13 protein-coding genes and 4 tRNA genes are annotated in these 16,719 nt (G+C 60.0%); 13 read left to right on the top strand and 4 right to left on the bottom strand.

Annotation, left to right across the window (positions count from 1 at the left end):
• Window positions 1–42 precede the first annotated feature (42 nt).
• Both AB5750_RS00725 and AB5750_RS00720 read left to right on the top strand, forming a co-directional pair.
• On the top strand, window positions 43–2,679 hold the full coding sequence (locus tag AB5750_RS00725; protein ID WP_368145068.1) for an ATP-dependent Clp protease ATP-binding subunit: 2,637 nt from the start codon (window positions 43–45) through the stop codon (window positions 2,677–2,679).
• 214 nt (window positions 2,680–2,893) lie between these two features.
• A complete protein-coding gene (locus AB5750_RS00720) occupies window positions 2,894–4,351 on the top strand; it encodes an aminoacyl-histidine dipeptidase (RefSeq protein ID WP_195232412.1) in 1,458 nt (485 codons plus the stop codon).
• Between the two features lie 127 nt (window positions 4,352–4,478).
• Here AB5750_RS00720 and AB5750_RS00715 read toward each other — a convergent pair whose 3' ends face one another.
• The 3 genes from AB5750_RS00715 to AB5750_RS00705 form a co-directional block, all read right to left on the bottom strand.
• Window positions 4,479–5,783 (bottom strand): type II toxin-antitoxin system HipA family toxin, encoded by a 1,305-nt coding sequence (locus AB5750_RS00715; RefSeq protein WP_368145066.1) that lies wholly within the window; start codon window positions 5,781–5,783, stop codon window positions 4,479–4,481.
• A 3-nt stretch (window positions 5,784–5,786) separates the two neighbouring features.
• Complete coding sequence (locus tag AB5750_RS00710) at window positions 5,787–6,254, bottom strand: helix-turn-helix domain-containing protein (protein WP_349071266.1); 468 nt, start codon at window positions 6,252–6,254, stop codon at window positions 5,787–5,789.
• A 119-nt stretch (window positions 6,255–6,373) separates the two neighbouring features.
• Entirely contained in the window at window positions 6,374–6,952 is a 579-nt protein-coding gene (locus tag AB5750_RS00705) for a manganese efflux pump MntP (RefSeq protein ID WP_368145065.1), read from the bottom strand.
• Between the two features lie 248 nt (window positions 6,953–7,200).
• Here AB5750_RS00705 and disA point away from each other — a divergent pair, with 248 nt between their 5' ends.
• The 6 genes from disA (at window position 7,201) to AB5750_RS00675 (ending at window position 12,668) form a co-directional block, all read left to right on the top strand.
• Window positions 7,201–8,241, top strand: a complete 1,041-nt coding sequence (gene disA / locus AB5750_RS00700) for a DNA integrity scanning diadenylate cyclase DisA (protein WP_438266007.1) — start codon at window positions 7,201–7,203, stop codon at window positions 8,239–8,241.
• Window positions 8,241–8,969, top strand: a complete 729-nt coding sequence (gene ispD, locus AB5750_RS00695; RefSeq protein ID WP_118385096.1) for a 2-C-methyl-D-erythritol 4-phosphate cytidylyltransferase — start codon at window positions 8,241–8,243, stop codon at window positions 8,967–8,969. Before disA ends, ispD begins: the two co-directional genes overlap by 1 nt.
• Window positions 8,959–9,453 (top strand): 2-C-methyl-D-erythritol 2,4-cyclodiphosphate synthase, encoded by a 495-nt coding sequence (gene ispF, locus AB5750_RS00690; protein ID WP_006234975.1) that lies wholly within the window; start codon window positions 8,959–8,961, stop codon window positions 9,451–9,453. The genes ispD and ispF overlap by 11 nt, the downstream gene beginning before the upstream one ends.
• Before the next feature lie 3 nt (window positions 9,454–9,456).
• Window positions 9,457–10,923: a cysteine--tRNA ligase gene (gene cysS, locus AB5750_RS00685; RefSeq protein ID WP_368145062.1), complete on the top strand. Its 1,467-nt coding sequence runs from the start codon at window positions 9,457–9,459 to the stop codon at window positions 10,921–10,923.
• A gap of 143 nt (window positions 10,924–11,066) precedes the next feature.
• Window positions 11,067–11,987 (top strand): 23S rRNA (guanosine(2251)-2'-O)-methyltransferase RlmB, encoded by a 921-nt coding sequence (rlmB, locus tag AB5750_RS00680; protein ID WP_368145060.1) that lies wholly within the window; start codon window positions 11,067–11,069, stop codon window positions 11,985–11,987.
• Between the two features lie 3 nt (window positions 11,988–11,990).
• Window positions 11,991–12,668 carry an NYN domain-containing protein gene (locus AB5750_RS00675; RefSeq protein ID WP_055285223.1) on the top strand — a complete coding sequence of 226 codons (678 nt, stop codon included), beginning with the start codon at window positions 11,991–11,993 and terminating at the stop codon, window positions 12,666–12,668.
• 27 nt (window positions 12,669–12,695) lie between these two features.
• Here AB5750_RS00675 and AB5750_RS00670 read toward each other — a convergent pair whose 3' ends face one another.
• On the bottom strand, window positions 12,696–14,036 hold the full coding sequence (locus AB5750_RS00670) for a DNA-binding protein (protein ID WP_368145059.1): 1,341 nt from the start codon (window positions 14,034–14,036) through the stop codon (window positions 12,696–12,698).
• Between the two features lie 224 nt (window positions 14,037–14,260).
• On the opposite strand from AB5750_RS00670, the gene AB5750_RS00665 reads away from it, so the two are divergent.
• The 5 genes from AB5750_RS00665 to tuf all read left to right on the top strand — a co-directional run bounded on the left by AB5750_RS00665 (window position 14,261) and on the right by tuf (window position 16,683).
• A tRNA-Thr gene (locus tag AB5750_RS00665) sits at window positions 14,261–14,335 on the top strand.
• Window positions 14,336–15,148: 813 nt separating this feature from the next.
• Window positions 15,149–15,230 (top strand) — tRNA-Tyr (locus AB5750_RS00660).
• Window positions 15,231–15,240: 10 nt separating this feature from the next.
• Window positions 15,241–15,316 (top strand) — tRNA-Thr (locus tag AB5750_RS00655).
• Window positions 15,317–15,319: 3 nt separating this feature from the next.
• Window positions 15,320–15,396: transfer RNA gene (locus AB5750_RS00650), tRNA-Met, on the top strand.
• A gap of 96 nt (window positions 15,397–15,492) precedes the next feature.
• Entirely contained in the window at window positions 15,493–16,683 is a 1,191-nt protein-coding gene (gene tuf, locus AB5750_RS00645; protein ID WP_035137538.1) for an elongation factor Tu, read from the top strand.
• Window positions 16,684–16,719 lie beyond the last annotated feature (36 nt).

The raw sequence follows: 16,719 nt of genomic DNA, 5'->3' as shown, positions 1-16,719 counted from the left end.
GCGGGCGTTTTGATTTCGATGAACTCATGTAAGGAAACGAGCATGTTAGATAGATTTACCGATCGAGCGCGCAAGGTCATGTCGATGGCCAAACAGGAGGCGCTCGATCTGCACTCAAATAAGGTGGGCACCGAGCACCTGCTGCTCGCACTCGCCAAGGAGGACGAGGGCATCGCTGCCGAGGCGCTGCGCTCGCTTGATATCTCCTACGACGACATCATGGACACCCTCAAGGAGGTCCAGACCACGGTTCCCGAGCCCAGCGAGGAGACCGAGGCTGCCAAGCTTGCCTTTACGCCGCTCGTCATTAGCGTGATGGAGCGCTCCTTCCGCGTGGCACGTGAGAACAACCAGACCTACGTGTCGACCGAGCACTTGCTGATTGGCATCGTCGAAGAGGGTAACGGCATGGCCATGGACATCCTCATGCGCCTGGGTGTGTCGTCCGCCTCCATCAAAAAGGCTATCGAGATACTTACCGCCAGGGACCAGGACAAGAAGCGTCCGCTCGCCGGCGCCGGGCGTCCCGGTGCGGGCCTGCCGTTCTTTAGCGGCTCGGACGCGTCGCAGCAAAAGGGGAGCGGCACCGATACGCTTAAGCAGTTCGCCACCAACCTTACGCAGAAGGCGCGCGACGGCGAGCTCGACCCTGTAATTGGTCGCGAAAAGGAAGTCCAGCGTATGATGGAGATCCTTTCGCGTCGCACCAAGAACAATCCGCTTATCTTGGGCGACCCCGGCGTGGGCAAGACGGCCATCGTCGAGGGTCTGGCTCAGCAGATTGCAGCTGGCAACGTGCCCGAGAACCTTATGAACCAGAACATCTGGACGCTCGACCTGCCGGGCCTCGTTGCGGGCGCCAAGTATCGCGGTGAGTTTGAGGAGCGCCTCAAGAACGTGATCCAGGAGGCCACCGAAGCTGACGATGTCATCCTGTTTATTGACGAGATGCACACCATCATCGGTGCCGGCTCTGCCGAGGGCTCCATCGACGCGAGCTCCATGCTCAAGCCCGTGCTCGCGCGCGGTGCCTTCCAGATTATCGGCGCCACCACGGCCGAGGAATTCCGCAAGTACCTCACCAAGGACCCGGCCTTCGAGCGTCGCTTCCAGACCATCGATGTCGAGGAGCCGAGCGTCGAGGACACGGTCAAGATCCTGACCGCGCTCAAGCCGCGCTACGAGGAGCACCACCATGTGCGCTATACGCAGGGTGCTATCGAGGCCGCCGCGAACCTCTCCGACCGCTACATCCAGGATCGCTTCCTGCCCGATAAGGCCATCGACCTCATTGACGAGGCCGGCGCCCGCGCCCGCATCGCCGCCAACCGCGCGCCCGAGCCGGTGCGCGAGGCCGAGCATCGCGTGGAGGAGCTTAAGGCCGCCGCGCAGGAGGCCACCGAGAGCGACGACATGAACAAGGCCGCCGAGATCACCGAGCAGCAAAAGGCTGCCGAGATTGAGCTCGCCGAGGCCAAGGCTGCCTGGACGGCCGAGCTCGACGCCAGCCCGCTCACCATCGATGTCTCCCAGATTGCCGACATCGTGTCCGTGACCTCTGGCGTGCCGGTGTCCTCGCTCACCGAGAGCGAGAGCCGCCGCCTGCTGCAGGCCGAAAGCGTGCTCAAGACGCGCATCATCGGTCAGGACGAGGCCGTCGAGGCCGTTGCCAAGGCCGTGCGCCGCAGCCGCTCGCCGCTCAAGGACCCGCGTCGCCCCGGCGGCAGCTTTATCTTCCTGGGCCCCACCGGCACGGGCAAAACCGAGCTCGCCAAGACGCTCGCCGAGTATCTCTTTGGCAGCAAGGACGCGCTCATCAGCTTCGATATGTCGGAGTTTGGCAGTGAGTTCGAGGTCTCCAAGCTCATCGGTAGCCCCCCGGGCTATGTGGGCCACGACGAGGGCGGCCAGCTCACCAAGGCTGTTCGCCGTCACCCGTACTCGGTCGTGCTGTTCGACGAGATCGAGAAGGCGCACCCCGACATCTTCAATATCCTGCTGCAGGTGTTGGAGGAGGGCCGTCTGACCGATAGCCAGGGCAAGACGGTCGACTTCCGCAATACGGTGATCATCATGACGTCAAACGTGGGCGCCCGCGAGATCGCGCAGGATGCGAGCGTTGGCTTTGGCACCACCGGCGAGCAGGGCCTCACCTCGAGTGAGATCCGCGGCCGCGCGATGGCCGAGCTCAAGCGCCTGTTCCGCCCCGAGCTGCTCAACCGTATCGACGACATCGTGGTGTTCCAGAAGCTCTCGGGCGAGAACCTGACCAAGATTGCGCACCTGCTGGTGGATGATCTGCGCCAGCGCCTGATCGCAAACGGCATGAACATCAAGCTTACCGATGCGGCCTACGACAAGATTGTGGCGGAGGGTACCGACCTCACCAACGGCGCACGTCCGCTGCGTCGTGCCATCCAAAAGCTCATCGAGGATCCGCTGTCCGAGGAACTGCTGGCTGGCGAGTGGGGCGAGGGCGATACCGTCCTGTGCGACGTGGCCGACGGCAAGTTTGTCTTTAGCCACGGCACGGGTGAGATTCCGGCGCCGCGTCCGGCGGGTGCACTCGGGGGCGATACCGCTCCGGCGGCGCCGCATACCGGAAACGCTGCTCCTGTAGGAGGCGGCGTGAGTTCGGGCCCCGGCGGCATGATGCAAGCCGGTTCCGGCGCGCTGTAGGGCGTGGCGACAATTTGATACGCGCAATCGAGGCGCTCCGGAAAGGGCGCCTCGATTTGTAGAGCTGCGGAAGTTGTGACTGTTGCGCTATACGGTCCACCGTTAGCCGATGATGCGGGGGCGCTCGGCGTTTTCGACTGGTTTATGCACGCAAAGTCTGGGAATATACAAGGCGCATGTCTTACTGTCTAACCAGTTGCGCCAAGGAGGCACCATGGACTACAAGATTACCGGCTACGAGCCCGCCCAGCTGTTCCATTTCTTTGAGGAGGTCAGCGCGATCCCCCGTGGGTCTGGCAACGAGAAGGGCATCAGCGATTTCCTGGTTGCGTTTGCCAAGGAGCGCGGTCTCGATGTGTACCAGGACGAGGTCTACAACGTCATCATTCGCAAGCCCGCATCTGCCGGTGCCGAGAATGCCCCGACCGTGATGCTGCAGGGCCACATCGATATGGTGTGCGACAAGTTGGGCTCCGTTGAGCACGACTTTACGACCGATGGTATCGACCTGGTCGTCAAGGACGGCGTCCTCACCGCTAACGGCACCACTCTGGGCGCCGACAACGGTATTGCCGTCGCGCTTATGCTTACCGTGCTCAACGACGATTCGATTACCCATCCGGCCCTCGAGTGCGTGTTCACCACCGACGAGGAGACTGGCCTGGTCGGCGCCGAGACGCTCGACAAGTCCCAGATTAGCGCCCGCACCATGATCAACCTTGACTCCGAGGAAGAGGGCGTTGCCACCGTCAGCTGTGCCGGCGGCGTCGTCGTTACCTACACCTGCCCGATCGCGCGCGAGCACAAGACCGGTAGCACCCTCACGCTCGACATCTCCGGCCTGCTGGGCGGCCACTCCGGCAGCGATATCAACCTGGAGCGCGGCAACGGCAACCTCATCATGGCCCGCATCATCGACCGCCTGATGGTTGCCGGCGAGCCCGCCATCGTTAGCTTTAACGGCGGCACCAAGGACAACGCCATCAACCGTGAGTGCAAGGCTGTTCTGGTCTACGCCGACCACGCTGCCGCCGAGGCCGCGGCCCAGATCGCAAAGGGCATCATCGCCGACGTCACTGCCGAGCTCGAGGTCTTCGACCCCGGCTTTACTTGCACCGTCGAGATTGCCGACGACGCCGAGGTTGAGGCCATGGACCAGAAGTCCGCGCTTGCCCTCATCCGCGCCCTGCGCCTTGCCCCTAACGGCGTGATTCGCCGCAACGTCGCCACCGACGGCTCCGTCGAGGTTTCCTCCAACATCGGCGTGGTCGCCACCTCCGATGACGAGGTCAAGATTATGCTGTCCCCGCGCTCTTCGATCACCTCGCTGCAGAACGAGTTCAAGGACCGTCTGCAGACGCTGGCCGATGTCCTGGGCTTCGACGCCAAGTTTGAGTTTGAGTATCCCGGCTGGAGCTATGCCGAGCATTCGCCGGTCCGCGAAGTCTTTGTCGAGAGCTATCGAGAGCTCTTTGGCTCCGAGCTGCGCATCGAGTCCATTCACGCCGGCCTTGAGTGCGGCCTGTTTGCCGAGGCTCTGCACGGCCTGGACGCCATCGCCGTGGGCCCGACGCTCTCCGATGTCCATACCCCGGACGAGAGCATGGAGCTCGCTTCTGCCGAGCGCTTCTACGAGCTGCTCATCGACGTCCTCAAGCGCCTCGCTGCGTAAAGGTTGCGCTAGCAGCAGTCCGAGTCACGTGCTAGCGGATTGCAAATGACATTATGAGAGGGGGCATCCGGTCTTTTGCGACGGGTGCCCCCTCTCTTTTGTTTGATAATTGCGAAATTACGGCCACCTAGTCCATTTCTGCCCTGATGAGGTCGAGGGCGCGCTGGCAGTTTTCGCGGACGGGGCCGAGCATATGCTCGCGCAGGTCCGCCATGCTGGGCAGGTCGGCGTATTCGTCCATGACCTCTTCCATGCAAATGGGTACCTCGTAGGCGAGGTCCATCATGGTCGCAAAGCAAAACTTCTCGGATAGCCCGGCATCGGTGAGCGTCGCCTCCAGCGTGGGGTCGCCCATACCGTGGTATCGGCGGATAGCGCCTGGACCGATGCACCCCACACGATTTTCGCCGCCAACGCTCATGGCAAGGCGCGCCCGGCGGCGCATGCGCTCATACGCCAAACCCGACGCGACATCGTACATTCGAGCCATCATGGCTGCGCCGTCGTTTCCAAGGAGCAGGGAATAGTTTTTCGCGTGCGCATCCGGTGCGCCGATGATGGCGTTAAAGAAAAGTATCTGCGTAAACAGATACAGGTTAAGTTGATGGTGGCTCGTATTTACGAGGAGCTCTTGAATGTCGCGTGTGGTCGGGCCGCCGTCTGCCGTGTACTTTTGGGCGGGCATCACCCCAAGTGCCTGACAGAGGTCTTCTTGATGTAGGCGCCTGATCGTTCCGTCTTTGACTTTCACGCGGTCATAGCGCTCAACAATGAGGGCAGGTTCGTCCTCAAACATACGATATTCGACGTTTGCCGTTGCGATGCCGGCGCGCTGGGCGCTTTTCATGCAGACAAACTCATTGAGAGCCTCGAGTTTAAATCCGATAACGCCATTTTTGAAAATATGCGTCGTGGGCGAGGAGCCCATGCATTCGCACCAGCGGTCGTTTATGAACGCGAGCGCGAACTTGCCCTGGTTGCCTCCAAGTGACCAACTTTCATCTAGACCCATCCACGATGCATCGCGGTCATCTCTGATCGACTTGAGGCGAAGAGCAATTTCGTGGTCGTCTATAGGGCGGTATTCGCCAGCGCGATGCAGGACGGCGTCGGCATCTTCTTCGGCACAAAACTGCACTCCGCCCGGACAGTCGAGTCCGATATGGCTGAGCAACGCAACGGGATTGTTGGGCCTAACGTCGAATTCGGCGGCAATCGCTTTTCGTTGGTCCTCGCTGTCGGGTAGAAGGCCAAACAGGTACGGATTCATGACCTGTTGTCCGTATGTGCGATTCGATACGGGTATGTTGGTCGATAGGGCTGGCCCGTCATAGTCATGATCGTAGGTAAAGCTGATAAGACCGTTCTCATCTTGCGTGAGCGTTCCAGCAGGCACGCCGCAAATAATGGTCCGAAGTGATGTTCTGGCCATTGGCTATTTCCCTTCGGGCATGGTTTGGCTAGATGCGTTTGTGGCAATCGAGACTCCGAGATTGGACATGGCGAAATCGGCGAAGACCTCGTCGTAGAGTGCGGATGTAAAGGGGGCATCTGCAAGAGCCGGAATGGTTGTGCTGCGACGGTTGCGATGATGAAGACGTTGGGCGTGATGGCGTCTGGAGGTGCTGCAAGGTTGATCAGCATGCGGGGCGTCGACTGGTTGCTCATTTTTCGTTTCGCCTATATCCCCTTGAGCGGCGAGCGCCAGTCCAAGAGCACCGAAAACTGCCAGCAGCTTGTCGAGCCGAATGCCCGTGGCATCTCCCAGCTCGAGCGATGCGAGCAGGCGTTCCGAAACACCGGCTTTTTTAGCGAGGGCGGCACGGGTGATCCCCTGCGCCTCGCGCGCCTGACGCACGTAGATGCCGGCTTGACGCGGCGTGGTGATGGGAAGGGTATCCATGGCAATCTCCTAACGTGCAGACTTTTGCATCCTAGTATGACATGCAAAAGTCTGCATGAAAAGGCCCATGCAAAACTCTGCATGAGACCTCATACGGACGTTTAGTTTTGAAGGGTGTTTTACAGCACCAAAAAACCCAAGTGTTCCAGCAGGATCTTGAGGCCGATAAGGATGAGCACGACGCCACCCACGATGGTGGCGGGCTTTTCGTAGCGCGCGCCAAAGGTGTGGCCAATCGCCACGCCGGCGACGGAGAAGATAAACGTTGTGACGCCGATAAGCGATACAACGGGCACGATGTCGACCGAGAGCGCGGCAAATGAGATGCCCACGGCTAGGGCGTCGATTGAGGTGGCGATAGCGAGGATCAGGTACTCGACCAGGTCAATCTTTTCGGCATCCTTGCCGTCGCCTTCATCCTCGTCCTCGGTAAAGGCCTCCCACAGCATTTTGCCGCCGATAAAGGCCAAAAGGATAAAAGCGATCCAGTGGTCGATGGGTCCGATGATGCCCATGAATTGACTGCCGAGCGCCCATCCGATTACGGGCATGCCGGCCTGAAAGCCGCCAAAGAACAGGCCGAGCACTACGGCGACCTTAAGGTTGATCTTTTTCATGCCGAGGCCCTTGCAGATGGAAACGGCAAAGGCGTCCATCGAAAGGCCAACGGCGAGCAACACGAGCTCTGCGAGTCCCATAGTCTGGCTCCCTCTCTGCGGGCGAACCCGATTACACGACTACTCCCTCATTTATATGAAACCCGATGCTACCACATGAGCAGCTAAAAGAGCCCCGTCCCAAATGAGCTACCTAAGCGGTGTTCGCTCATTCTGTAAGCATCGGATTTCGCAAGCGTTGCGGGGACAAACCGTGAGAAACTATTTAGCGTTTATGGAGCGTATACGATGGGAGCGATGCCTTGGATAAGAACGAGCTGCAAAAGCGTATGGAACAGGCCATCCGCCTGACGGCACCTGGTCAGCCGATCCGCACCGCCCTCGACATGATCATTGCCGGTCACCTGGGTGCTCTTATCTGCGTCGGCGACACTGAAAACGTGCTCGCCGCCGGTAACGACGGCTTCCCGCTCAACATTTCGTTCACCTCGAACCGTCTGTTCGAGCTCTCCAAGATGGATGGCGCCATCGTCATCGACGGCGACCTCACCCAGATCCTGCGCGCCAACTTCCACCTCAATCCCGATCCCTCGCTTGCCACGAGCGAGACGGGCATGCGTCACCGCACTGCCGCTCGCATGTCGGTGCTCACCGATGCCATCGTGATCTCGGTCTCGGCCCGTCGTGCCGTCGTCAACGTGTACGTTCACGGCAAGAGCTACGAGATCCAGCCCGTCACCACTATCATGAGCTCGGTCAACCAGCTCGTCGCCACGCTCCAGACCACCCGTCAGTCGCTCGATCGCTCCCTGCTGCGCCTGACGGCCCTCGAGCTCGACGACTACGTTACGCTCGCCGACATTACCGGTATTTTCTCGAGCTTCGAGATCATGCAGCAGGCAAAGACCGAGCTTAAGGATTGCATCGTCAAGCTGGGCAACCAGGGCAAGCTCGTGCAGATGCAGCTCGAGCAGCTCGCCGGCTCCAGCATGGATACCGAGTACGACCTGATGATTCGCGACTACGCGAGCGATTCCTCCGAGGCAAACGCCGAGAAGATTCGCGCCAAGCTTGCTCGCATGACGCCTAAGGACCTGTCCGACCCACAGCATGTGGCGGCGGTTCTGGGCTATGACGACCTGGACGAGGACTCCGTCATGACGCCGCTGGGCCTGCGCACGCTTTCGCGCGTGTCCGTCGTGCGCGACGGCGTGGCCGAGAAGATCGTCGACGAGTACGGCTCGCTGCAGGAGCTCATGGACGACATCAGCGAGGATCCGGAGCGCCTGGGCGACTTTGGCGTTAACAACCCTGCCATTCTTGCGGACTCCCTGTACCGCATGAAGGGCACCAAACAGGGGAACGCATAATGGCGCCCGTATGCGCCGTGGTCGTTGCCGGCGGCAGCGGCCAGCGCTTTGGAAATCCCGGCGGCAAGCAGCTCGTTAACGTGGCGGGCCGTCCGCTCATGAGCTGGTCCATCCGCGCGTTCGATCGTAGCGACAAGGTCGGCCACATCGTCGTGGTTTGCCCTGCCGAGCGCCGTGCCGAGATGCGCCGCCTGGCCATCGACCCGTTTGACTATGACACGCCCATCAGCTTTGCCGATGCCGGCGATACCCGTCAGGATTCCACCCGCGCCGGCGTGCATGCGGTTCCGGCGGGTTTCGAATATGTCGCCATTCACGACGGCGCTCGTCCGCTCATTACCACCGAGGCCATCGATCACGCTATCGACGTGCTTGTGGGCGACCGCTCGCTCGACGGTGTCGTGTGCGGTCAGCCCGCGATCGACACGCTCAAAATCGTCGACGGCGATAATATCGTTGAGACGCCGCCGCGCGAGCTCTATTGGGCTGCACAGACGCCGCAGATCTTTAGCGTCGACGCCATGAAGCGCGCCCACACCGCAGCTATCGTCGAGGGCTTTATCGGTACCGACGATTCATCGCTGGTCGAGCGCATGGGCGGGCGCGTCCGCTGTGTCCAGAGCCCGCGCGATAACCTTAAGGTGACGGTGCCCGAGGACCTGCGTCCCGTAACCGCGATTCTGCTTGGCCGCATGGCCGAGGGAGAGGACCTTCCCCATGTTCAGTAACCTGCGCATTGGCCACGGCTACGACGTCCACCGTTTGGTGGAGGGGCGTCGATGTATCATCGGCGGGGTCGACATTCCCTACGAGCGCGGCCTGCTGGGCCACTCGGATGCCGACGTACTCGCACACGCCTTGGCCGACGCCATTCTGGGCGCCTGCCGCGGGGGAGACATCGGCAAGCTATTCCCCGACACCGATCCCGCCTACGAGGGTGCCGATTCGATGGTGTTGCTCGCTCGCGTGATGGACTATGCGCGCGAGCTGGGCTTTGAGTTTGTCGATGCCGATTGCACCATTGCCTGTCAGCAACCCAAAATCACCCCGCACCGCGATGCCATGCGCGCCAACCTTGCCCATGCCCTGGGCGTTGACGTCGAAAATGTGGGCGTCGCCGCCACCACGACCGAAAAGCTCGGTTGGGAAGGCCAAGGCGAGGGAATCGGCGCCTGGGCCGTCTGCCTGCTACAGAAAACCGTTAAGGAGTAACGAATGCGTATCTACAACAGCGCTACCCATAAAAAGGAAGAGTTCCAGCCCATCGAGTCCGGCAAGGTCCGCATGTACGTGTGCGGCCCCACGGTCTACGACAACATCCACATCGGCAATGCCCGCACGTTCATCAGCTTCGATGTGATTCGACGCTGGCTCATCGCGAGCGGCTACGAGGTCACGTTCGCCCAGAACCTCACCGATGTCGATGACAAGATCATCAATCGCGCCAACGAGCAGGGCCGTACGGCTGCCGAGGTCGCGACGGAGTTTTCCGACAAGTTCATCGGCGTCATGCGCGCCGCCAACGTGCTCGATCCCGATGTGCGCCCCCGCGCCACCAAGGAGATCGGCCCCATGATCGCCATGATCAAGACGCTTATCGAGCAGGGCCACGCTTACGCAGCCGATAACGGCGATGTGTACTTTGCCGTGCGCAGCGATCCCAACTATGGCCAGGTTTCGGGCCGCAACATCGACGACCTTATGGTTGGCGCGCGCATCGAGGAGAACGAGGACAAGAACGACCCGCTCGACTTTGCCCTGTGGAAGGCCGCCAAGCCCGGCGAGCCCAGCTGGCCGAGCCCCTGGGGCGAGGGCCGTCCCGGTTGGCACACCGAGTGCGCCGCCATGGTGCACCGCTACCTGGGCACCCCGATTGACATCCACGGCGGTGGCTCCGACCTTGCCTTCCCGCATCACGAGAACGAGTGCGCCCAGGCCACCTGCGCCTGGCACCAGGGCTTCTCCAACACCTGGATGCACACGGGCATGCTGCTGGTAGACGGCGAGAAGATGTCCAAGTCGCTCGGCAACTTCTTTACGCTGGCCGAGGTGCTCGAGCAGCACTCCGCTGCCGCCCTGCGCCTGCTGATGCTGCAGACGAGCTATCGCTCGCCGCTCGACTTTTCTTGGGAGCGCCTGGAGGGTGCCGAGAATTCGCTCACGCGTATCGCCGGTACGGTCGAGAACCTGCGCTGGGCCGCGAATCACGCAACGGCCGACGCCGATGAGGCAGCATCCGAGGCGTTTGCCGACAAGGCCGCCGAGACCCGTGCCGCCTTTAAGGAGTGCATGGACGACGACTTTAACACCGCTGGTGCCATGGGTGCCGTCTTTGGCTTTGTCACCGAGTGCAACCAGTATCTGGAGCAGGCGGGCGACGCTGCCGGCAAGGCCGCTGCCTTGGCTGCCGCCGACACGCTGGCCGAGCTGCTCGATACGCTTGGCGTTGAGCTCCCCGAGCCCAAGGTCGAGCTGCCGCTGGGCCTGCTGGGCGTTGCCGCCGGTTTGGTCGCCTATACGGGTGACGACGTGGACGAGGCCGCTGCCAAGATTCTCGAGGCCCGCGCCGAGGCCCGCGCCGCCAAGAACTGGAATCTGGCCGACGCCATCCGCGACCAGCTTAAAGACCTGGGCCTGACGATCGAGGATACCGCCGCGGGTACTCGTATTAAGAGTCTCTAGTATTTGTCGACCGTTCGAGGTGCGGTAGATTGCCTTGAAAGAGGAGGGCATAGACCTAGTGGTCATGCCCGACGATTGAAAGGCAAGGTGCCGTGGCTCGGACGGCCGATTCTTGTTCGTTATCTATTTAAGGAGGCCGCTTTATGGCCGACAATCGCAAGCGTGCACCGCGTGGAGGCAAGCAGGCTGCTTCTGGCTCGCGTCCTATTCGCCGCAACGATCGCGCTGCCACTTCCAAGGGCCAGCGCGAGCGCTCCCAAGCCCAGGCTGCGCGTCCGCAGCGAGATCGCAACCGCGACAACGTTCAGGCCCCCAAGGGCGAGTTTATTGAAGGTCGCCGTGCTGCCGCCGAGGCGCTGCGTACCGGCTTTCCCGTCAAGTGCGCGCTCATCGCTGAGGGCGGGGAGCGCGATGCCGCCTTGTCGCGCCTGGTCGACGACCTCAACGCTGCAGGCGTCCGCATTAAGTATGTGCCGCGCGCGCAGCTCGATGCGCTGTCGAGCCATGGCGCTCACCAGGGCATTGCGCTCGAGGTTGGCAACTTCCCCTATGCCGATGTTGCCGATATCCTCGACCGTGCGGGCGACGGTCCGGCGCTCGTTGTCGTGCTCGACCATGTGACCGACGACGGCAACTTTGGTGCCATCGTGCGCTCCGCCGAGGTCGTGGGCGCGGCGGGCGTCATCATTGCCAACAAGCGCGCCGCCGGTGTGACCGTCGGCAGCTACAAGACTTCTGCCGGCGCCGTCATGCACCTGCCCATCGCGCAGGTTCCCAATATCGCCCGTGCGCTCGATGACCTCAAGGCCGCCGGCTTTTGGGTGGGCGGCGCCTCCGAGCACGCCGAAGGCAGTTGCTGGGATGCTCCCTTCGAGGGTCGCGTGGCGCTCGTCATGGGTTCCGAGGGCGACGGCATCTCGCGTCTGGTGCTCGAGAAATGCGACTTTTTGACCAAGCTTCCCCAGCGCGGCATGACCGAGAGTCTCAACGTGGCCCAGGCGACCACCGCTCTGTGCTTTGAGTGGCTGCGCCGCAATGCCGGCGAGCTCATGGGGGAGGAGTAGCGCATGTCCAAGAAGAACCGCGCCAAGTCCAAGGCCAAGCGCTTTGGCGAGGGCTCGGCCAAGCCTATTGTTTCGGCCGCGACCTACGGCGTGGGCGGCAATGCGTTTGCGCAGGCTATCGCCGACCCAGTCTCGACGGTACACTCCAACAAGCCTGAGCTGCTGGTGGTCGACGGTTACAACGTGATCCACTGCACGCCGCGCTACGAAAAGCTCGTGTACGACCATTCCGACGATCCGTATTCCAGCGACGTTCACGATATGGCGCGCACCGCGCTCATCAACGACGTTGCCGCGTTTGCCCAAGGTCGGTACGAGGCCGTAATCGTGTTTGACGGCGCGGGCAATATCTCCAGCGAGCGCCCCAATCTGCCTGCTCGCGGCGTGCGTATCGAGTTTTCGCCGACGGGCGTATCGGCTGATACCGTGGTGCAAAAGCTCTGCATCGAGGCACGCGAGGAAGGCCGCGCGTGCTCCGTGGTATCGAGCGACGGCACGATCCAGGCTGTCGTCATGGGCAAGGGCGTCACGCGCATCTCGAGCCGTATGCTGGTGGACGAGATCAAACAGATCGATAACGACGTTCACGAGGCAGAGGAAGCTCCGCAGATCAAGATGACCTTGGGCAGCCGCCTGAGCCCCGAGGCGCTGGCCAAGCTCAAGGCCCTGCGCGGGAGGTAGGGGAGTTGGCGGGGCAATGCTGCCTCGCTAACTCCATTCAGCGATGTCGATCATTCTTTCGAGGCGCCACGTTAGCGCCTCTTTTAGATAAGGCAGTCTCGCTGCTAGGGCATCGTTTTTAGACAGAATCTCGATTGCCTCGTCGACAAAACCTTCGAGTTTGTCCCCGTCAAACCAGTTCATATCCTCAACAAGCAACATTTGTTTCGCGGGACTTGAATGGAACTGCGCGCTGGCAAAACTGTGCTCTCCTGCCCTAAGCTCATCTAGAGATATGTTGCACCAGAGCGATGAGCCCGAATCGAAGATGGGGGCTGGTCTGCAGACTAGTGAGTTGACGTTTCGCACGAGGCCGAAGTTGCGCCAATGACGATCGTAGTTGGCAATAATGTCGTCACATACGATCATGCGGTCAAGGGCGCTTTTTATATCTGTCGCTCCAAGCTCCTCGCAGTTTACTACATACCGTTCGTAATCGGTTAGTCGCTCGTCTGCATTTGCATGCTGGTTTACATAGAACGCAGGGACATACTCTTCTTCATCAGTTAAGAAGACATCGCATGTGCTCAAGGCGGAAGTACCCGCGCCTTCGAGCGAATAGGGTACATAATCGCAAGCGTTTAGGATGCGACGGTGAAGTGCAGTCGCCACCAGCTCGTTATAAGGTTCCTGGTTTAGATGCGCACCTGCCTTGTGGAGGATTCGACGGTCATCCTCGCATGTCCAGTACTTTTGAAGATTGCCGTCCGAGGTGTTGTCGGGCTTTGCGGCAGCCGCTTTTCCCTCTGGGGCAAAGGGCGCGATGCTGAGAGAGACGTCGTCAAAAGCATTATTGAAGAAATTGATATCTTCCCACGCGAGACCGGAGTCTTGGGGCCTAATCCAATACTGGTCGGATAAGGAGAGGCCAAGATTTCGCTGTACGAGTTCATCGGGAACATCGACTGCGGCTTCTGCAAGCAGGGAGGCTAGCCCAATGCGTGCGAGCGGGATACCGCGGCCGCGCCACCAGATGCGGAAGGAGTCTAGCGATATGGGGCTATTAGGGCCAAATACTCCAATAGGGGCGTGGGCGTAATCGATGTCGGCACCGATGTGGGTAAAGTCTTTTCGCGATGTACTGTAGACCAGCTGAGCGACTTCGTACGTGCGGTTCATGAGGGTGAACGCGATCTCGCTCTTACCGTGGCCGCGGCGGGGACGTCCCCCCGTTTTGGTCACAGAGCGGAGTCGCGTGTCGACGCTGTCTTTGTCGATGAGCCATACACCAGAAGCCTTGCGGGCCTCAAGTGCTCCGTTTTTTATGAGCTCCTGCACCCTGCGCGGAGTGATGCCGAGCAGCTCGGCGGCTTCTTTGGTAGTAAGCATCGCGAAACCCTTCGCCAGAACGAATAGTTTTATATATAGCAATTGTAATTAAAACTATTCGTTCTGGCGAATGGTTTTAAGATTGAGGGCGCACTGACAGAAATGAACGGGCCTGGTACGCGTTGTTGCTGGATTTTGCATATTTGTATAACGCCGTGCGGCCTGTTGCGCCCCGTCCGCAATTCCTTTATTCTTAACTCGCTTCGCGTGAAAGCGCCAAGTGTGCCAGTGTGGCGCAACGGTAGCGCAACTGATTTGTAATCAGTGGGTTGCAGGTTCGATTCCTGTCACTGGCTCCATGAGAGTTTCGGGCTCTGTTTCCTTGTGGGACAGGGCCCGTTTCTATTTATGTCGATAAGTCAGCGTGTTTGGCGCCAACCAAGCTTCAGGTTTGTCTCGATCCGTAACACGAGTGGGCTGAAGACCCTCCTTATAGTTACAGATCGAAACATTGCCAAGGGAAGGCCGATAACATCTCGATCCGTAACACGAAGAGGCTGAAAACCGTTCTTACTGTTACAGAATGAGACGTAAGCGGGGGTTTCTGCGAAACATCTCGATCTGTAACAGATAGGGGAGGAATAACTCTCTTACTGTTACAGGTCGAGACATAGGCCGGGGCGAGGTTGGTCATCGTCATCGAGCGTGGATTATCGGACACACGAGCGTGGAAAATCTTCCGCCTAGTGAATGAGCGTGGATAATCTGCCACTTTGGATTCGATGGCACGGCAAAGTGGGAGATTATCCACGCTCGATTTCAAACGGAAGAAAATCCACGCTCGATTTTGCCTGGGAAGAGCAATCTTCTGTCTGGGCAGCCCCGATCTCGACCTATATATAGGTGCAAATAAGCTGGTATCGAAGTTCGATACTGAAGGTGTACTCCACTACAGCAAAGTGTTACCTTGGGAAACGTCACCTCAGTATCCAAAACCACCGTCCCTCATATCCCAACTCAACAAAACAGCAGGTCAAAGGTATATAGATACGCCCGGAACCGTGTATCTAGAGGTTTTCGTTGACAGCCCCCAAGGTTGCATCGTATTATCTTTTTCGTTCGCGGGGGCAGCGGTCCAAAAGACCAAAGATCCTGCGGATACTTGAACGATTGGGAGTTTGCCCGAGTGGTTAATGGGGACGGGCTGTAAACCCGTTGGCTCTGCCTACATAGGTTCGAATCCTATAGCTCCCACCCGTCAAGTGCCTGTATAGCTCAGTCGGTAGAGCACTTCGTTGGTAACGAAGAGGTCACCAGTTCAAGTCTGGTTGCAGGCTCCATCCGGCGGTGTAGCTCAGTTGGTTAGAGCACACGGTTCATACCCGTGGCGTCACTGGTTCGAATCCAGTCACCGCTACCATAGGTAACACGGTGGCTTCTCAATAGTATGTTGAGAGGCCACTATGGTATAAAGGCAAAGTCCCGTCCGGGGACGACCTGTTAAGAGGAGGGCTTTATGGCCAAAGAGAAGTTTGAGCGCACTAAGCCGCATGTTAACATCGGCACCATTGGTCACGTCGACCACGGCAAGACCACGCTGACCGCCGCCATCACCAAGGTTCTCTCCGAGACCGAGGGCTGCAAGGCTGACTTCACTGCGTTCGAGAACATCGACAAGGCTCCCGAGGAGCGCGAGCGCGGCATTACGATCTCCGTCTCCCACGTCGAGTACGAGACCGCTGCCCGTCACTACGCTCACGTTGACTGCCCGGGCCACGCTGACTACGTCAAGAACATGATCTCCGGTGCTGCTCAGATGGACGGCGCTATCCTGGTCATCGCCGCTACCGACGGCCCCATGGCTCAGACCCGCGAGCACATCCTGCTCGCCCGTCAGGTCGGCGTTCCCTACATCGTCGTCTTCCTGAACAAGTGCGACATGGTCGACGATGACGAGCTCATCGACCTCGTCGAGATGGAGACCCGTGAGCTCCTCTCCGAGTACGATTTCCCCGGCGACGACATCCCCGTCATCCGTGGTTCCGCTCTGGGCGCTCTCGAGGGCGACGCCAAGTGGATGGACGCCATTCGCGAGCTCATGAAGGCCGTCGACGAGTACATCCCGACGCCTGCTCGTAACAACGACCTCCCGTTCCTGATGGCCGTTGAGGACGTTATGACCATCTCCGGCCGTGGTACCGTTGCTACCGGCCGTGTCGAGCGCGGTGAGCTCAAGCTCAACGAGCCCGTCGAGATCGTCGGCATCAAGGATACCCAGAACACCGTCGTTACCGGTATCGAGATGTTCCGTAAGTCCATGGACTTCTGCGAGGCTGGCGACAACGTCGGTCTGCTGCTCCGCGGCATCAAGCGCGAGGACATCGAGCGCGGCCAGGTTCTCTGCAAGCCCGGTTCGGTTACCCCGCACACCAAGTTCACCGGCGAGATCTACGTTCTGACCAAGGAGGAGGGCGGCCGTCACACCCCGTTCTTCGATGGTTATCGTCCTCAGTTCTACTTCCGTACCACCGACGTTACCGGTACGGTCAAGCTCCCCGAGGGCACCGAGATGGCTATGCCTGGTGACCACATCACCATCGAGGGCGACCTCATCCACCCGATCGCCATGGAGGAGGGCCTGCGCTTCGCTATCCGCGAGGGTGGCCACACCGTCGGTTCGGGCATCGTCTCCACGATCATTGAGTAAATTAGCTCTTTGATATAGCTGACTTAGAGAACCCGG

This window comes from Collinsella aerofaciens (assembly GCF_040926185.1).
GTDB classification, from domain to species: Bacteria; Actinomycetota; Coriobacteriia; order Coriobacteriales; family Coriobacteriaceae; genus Collinsella; species Collinsella aerofaciens_BC.
This window is presented reverse-complemented; position numbering and strand designations above follow the sequence as displayed.

Coding starts and splice junctions, on each gene's coding strand:
- AB5750_RS00710 (WP_349071266.1), bottom strand. CDS start 6,254: ATGGATACCCTTCCCATCACCACGCCGCGTCAAGCCGGCATCTACGTG.
- AB5750_RS00705 (WP_368145065.1), bottom strand. CDS start 6,952: ATGGGACTCGCAGAGCTCGTGTTGCTCGCCGTTGGCCTTTCGATGGAC.
- AB5750_RS00720 (WP_195232412.1), top strand. CDS start 2,894: ATGGACTACAAGATTACCGGCTACGAGCCCGCCCAGCTGTTCCATTTC.
- AB5750_RS00675 (WP_055285223.1), top strand. CDS start 11,991: ATGTCCAAGAAGAACCGCGCCAAGTCCAAGGCCAAGCGCTTTGGCGAG.
- AB5750_RS00725 (WP_368145068.1), top strand. CDS start 43: ATGTTAGATAGATTTACCGATCGAGCGCGCAAGGTCATGTCGATGGCC.
- cysS (WP_368145062.1), top strand. CDS start 9,457: ATGCGTATCTACAACAGCGCTACCCATAAAAAGGAAGAGTTCCAGCCC.
- tuf (WP_035137538.1), top strand. CDS start 15,493: ATGGCCAAAGAGAAGTTTGAGCGCACTAAGCCGCATGTTAACATCGGC.
- AB5750_RS00670 (WP_368145059.1), bottom strand. CDS start 14,036: ATGCTTACTACCAAAGAAGCCGCCGAGCTGCTCGGCATCACTCCGCGC.
- disA (WP_438266007.1), top strand. CDS start 7,201: ATGGAACAGGCCATCCGCCTGACGGCACCTGGTCAGCCGATCCGCACC.
- ispD (WP_118385096.1), top strand. CDS start 8,241: ATGGCGCCCGTATGCGCCGTGGTCGTTGCCGGCGGCAGCGGCCAGCGC.
- ispF (WP_006234975.1), top strand. CDS start 8,959: ATGTTCAGTAACCTGCGCATTGGCCACGGCTACGACGTCCACCGTTTG.
- rlmB (WP_368145060.1), top strand. CDS start 11,067: ATGGCCGACAATCGCAAGCGTGCACCGCGTGGAGGCAAGCAGGCTGCT.
- AB5750_RS00715 (WP_368145066.1), bottom strand. CDS start 5,783: ATGGCCAGAACATCACTTCGGACCATTATTTGCGGCGTGCCTGCTGGA.